We start from the raw sequence: 3,249 nt of genomic DNA, 5'->3' as shown, positions 1-3,249 counted from the left end.
TTATAATTATTATGAATATGAAAAGCACAACCCCTGTTGCAAACAACATTTCTTGATGTGTTCCTGCTACGTATCCCATTTCTAGAGCTATGTTTGTTGTAAGTGGTCTTACACTATCTAGAATTGATGTAGGGAATGCTGTTGAGTTCCCTGCTACTAGTATTACTGCCATTGTTTCACCTAATGCTCTACCTATACCTAGGATTACACCTGCTAGTATTCCTGATTTAGCTGCTGGTACTGTTACTTTGAATATTGTTTCTATTTTTGATGCGCCTAATGCTAGAGATCCTTCTTTGTATGCTTTTGGTACTGCTCTTATTGAAGTTTCTGATAATGAGATTATTGTTGGAAGCATCATTATTGCTAATACGAAAATTACTGCTAATAAGCTTTGTCCTTTAGGAAGATTTAATACATTTTGTATTGCTGGAACAATAATCGCTAACCCAAATATACCGTAAAGTACTGATGGTATCCCAGATAAAAGTTCTACTGCTGTTGAAATTATTTTTGCGTATCTTTTAGGACAAATTTCTGCTATAAATATTGCTGCAAGTATTCCTACTGGAACTCCTATTATCAAAGCTCCTATTGTAGCTACTATTGAAGTTACTATCATAGAACCGATACCGAATTTTTGAGATCCTGGCAACCATTCAGTTCCAAATATAAAATCTATAAATGAGTATCCTTCTGCTATGAAAGGCATTAAACCTTTATAAAATACAAACCCTATTATAAGTAATAAACTTATTACTGCTACTAAAGCACTTATCATAAATATCTTTTCTGTAACGGCTTCTACTATATATTTGCCTCTATTTTTATTAGATGAGTTGCTTTCATTTACATTGATTGATTCCACTTTTTCCAATATAAACTCCTCCTTTTTAAAACGGAGTGCTACAAAATGCTATCTAGTATCTTTTGCAACACTCCAAACTATCTTCAATAATTTATTTAATTTCTATTTTTCATTTATACTCATGAAGCCTTCTTCTTTTATTGTATTTTGACCTTCATCACTTAATATGTAGTCTATTAAAGCTTTTGCATCACCAGTTGCTTCACCTTTAGTTACTAATAAGAATGGTCTTGATATTGGATATTTATCTTTATAAACATTTTCTTCAGTTGGTTCTACACCACCTATTTTTACTGAGTTTATAGAGTCATCTAAGTATCCAAATGAGATATAACCTATTGCATTTTCGTTTCCTTGAACAGTTGTTTTGATGTTACCTGAACCGTCAGATATTTGAGCATCTCCAGTTAATTCTTCTGATTCAAATCCTACTATTTCTTGGAAACCATCTCTTGTTCCTGAACCATCTTCTCTAGATACAACAACTATTTGTGCATCTTTTCCTCCAACTTCTTTCCAGTTAGTTATTTTTCCTGTGTAGATGTCTTTTATTTGATCCATTGTTAAGTCTTTTACATCATTTGCTGTATTTGTGATTACTGCTATACCATCTATAGCTATTTGGTATTCTTCTAATCCTTCAGATTTTTCTTCATCCTTTAAATCTCTTGAAGACATCCCTATTTGTGAAGTTCCGTCGATTGTGTTTGTTATACCTGCTGATGAACCTACTTGTTGAACTTCGATTGATACACCTTCGTTTGCTTTTTGGTAGTTTTCTGCTAAAACTTCCATTGTTGGTCCTATTGAAGTTGAACCTGATACAGTGATTTTAGTTGAGTCTGAAGCGCCTGATCCACTTGATGCTGCACCGCCACTGCTGCAACCTACTAATGATCCTACTAATAAAGTACCTGCTAAGATTGAGATTAATTTCTTTTTGTTAAACATTTTTTCTCCTCCATCGTTTTATAAAAATTTTATTTTTTTCTTTTTTAGTACCCTTTGTTTTCTTATTTCCTTTTACACTTTATATAATACAGGCAGCGTCTTAAGTCTTTATTAATGCTAGGTTATTATAAGGTTAAGTATGTTAAGTTATCGTTAACACATAAAAAAAGATCATTGATTATATCTCAATGACCCTAAAAAACTATAAGTACCCTTTTAGCTATTAATTATTCGGCGTCTACTAGACCTATATCAAAAGTTATGCTTCCTGTATAAGTTCCAACCTTTGATGAAGGAAGTTTAACTGGTAAAACTTTATTGTTGACTTCACCATCTTCAGTAAATGCTGCAACTTCTACTCCATTTGCTTGATCCTTTGTTCCAGTTGTTTCTATAACTGTTCCATCTTCTTTTACTATTTGATATCTCATAACTGTGTTTGTTTCTTTATTTGTTAAAACCATTTGATTTCTAAAATAATCTGTTCCAGCTATAGATACAGATACTTTTTGTCCATCTAAATAATTAACATTAGAAGCTTTGATTGTCATGTCTGAACCATCTTTAGCTATAGTTATTTTAGCTGGTATTTCAACTGTGTAAGTTGGATCATTTTTTAGAACGTATTCTAGTTCTGTTGATTGAGACTGAGCATTTGCTGTTACCATCATTGTTGAGCAAATTGCTAGAGTTGATAATAATAATGCTGTTTTCTTTCTTTTCATTTTTTTCCTCCAAATTGTTTATATTTAAATACTTTCGTATTTATTTACATAATCTATACTACTTCCACAGTAGCTCTCACATTGGCACCTGCGTATTGGCTTTCCTTATCTAGGGAATAAGGTGTAATTTTTATTACTGCATCATAAGTTCCCTTTTCAAGTGCTTTTTCTAATTCTATATTTTCTATAGCATATCCAGATTTAACAAAATCTGATGTGTACAAGCTTTCTCCATCTACTAATAACTCAAATTTAAAATAGCATTGATTGCCTTCAGGATTGCCCAATGTTATTTGAACATCTTTAGTATTTGCTGGTATTGTTATAGTGCTATAGCCTGGTATTTTTATGCTCTCTGGATCTGAGTTTTTTTCCTGAGTCCACTTTACTGCATTTGAATCTAAATCCCTCTTTGAAAGATTTTTATTTATAAATATTCCTGCTGGAATTACTATTAATAAAACTACTATTATTAATAGCATCACCTTTTTAGACTTATAATTCATGAAATTTCCTCCTCTATTTATTTACAACTTAAGTATAATTTTTCTATGTTAACATTTTCCTAAATGCTAGTTAATTATCACTTAAGAATATATTAATTTCTTAACATAACACAAAAAATCGCCACATAGAATAGTTATCCTTCTATGTGACGATCTTTTTAACTTATCTTTTTAGAAAATTCTCGATTAAATGGTAGCT

General features: G+C 31.3%; 4 protein-coding genes. All 4 read right to left on the bottom strand.

Features of this window, described 5'->3' with window-relative positions:
• On the bottom strand, positions 1–781 hold a 781-nt coding region (pstC, locus tag MR593_RS03235), incomplete at its 3' end, for a phosphate ABC transporter permease subunit PstC (protein ID WP_442908397.1).
• Positions 782–970: 189 nt separating this feature from the next.
• Positions 971–1,819 carry a phosphate ABC transporter substrate-binding protein gene (locus tag MR593_RS03230; protein WP_290686872.1) on the bottom strand — a complete coding sequence of 283 codons (849 nt, stop codon included), beginning with the start codon at positions 1,817–1,819 and terminating at the stop codon, positions 971–973.
• Positions 1,820–2,046: 227 nt separating this feature from the next.
• Positions 2,047–2,544: a hypothetical protein gene (locus tag MR593_RS03225; protein ID WP_290686870.1), complete on the bottom strand. Its 498-nt coding sequence runs from the start codon at positions 2,542–2,544 to the stop codon at positions 2,047–2,049.
• 53 nt (positions 2,545–2,597) lie between these two features.
• The gene (locus tag MR593_RS03220; protein ID WP_290686867.1) at positions 2,598–3,050 is read right to left on the bottom strand and encodes a hypothetical protein; all 453 of its coding nucleotides are present in this window, start codon (positions 3,048–3,050) and stop codon (positions 2,598–2,600) included.
• Between the last annotated feature and the right edge of the window lie 199 nt (positions 3,051–3,249).

The sequence above is a fragment of the Intestinibacter sp. genome, assembly GCF_022780145.1.
In the GTDB taxonomy this organism is placed as follows: Bacteria; Bacillota; Clostridia; order Peptostreptococcales; family Peptostreptococcaceae; genus Intestinibacter.
Note: the sequence above shows the minus strand (reverse complement) of the source record. Positions and strands in the feature narration are given on the sequence as shown.

Bases quoted from the DNA above. Each gene is read 5' to 3' on its own strand.
- MR593_RS03230 (WP_290686872.1), bottom strand. From the start codon at position 1,819: ATGTTTAACAAAAAGAAATTAATCTCAATCTTAGCAGGTACTTTATTA.
- MR593_RS03225 (WP_290686870.1), bottom strand. From the start codon at position 2,544: ATGAAAAGAAAGAAAACAGCATTATTATTATCAACTCTAGCAATTTGC.
- MR593_RS03220 (WP_290686867.1), bottom strand. From the start codon at position 3,050: ATGAATTATAAGTCTAAAAAGGTGATGCTATTAATAATAGTAGTTTTA.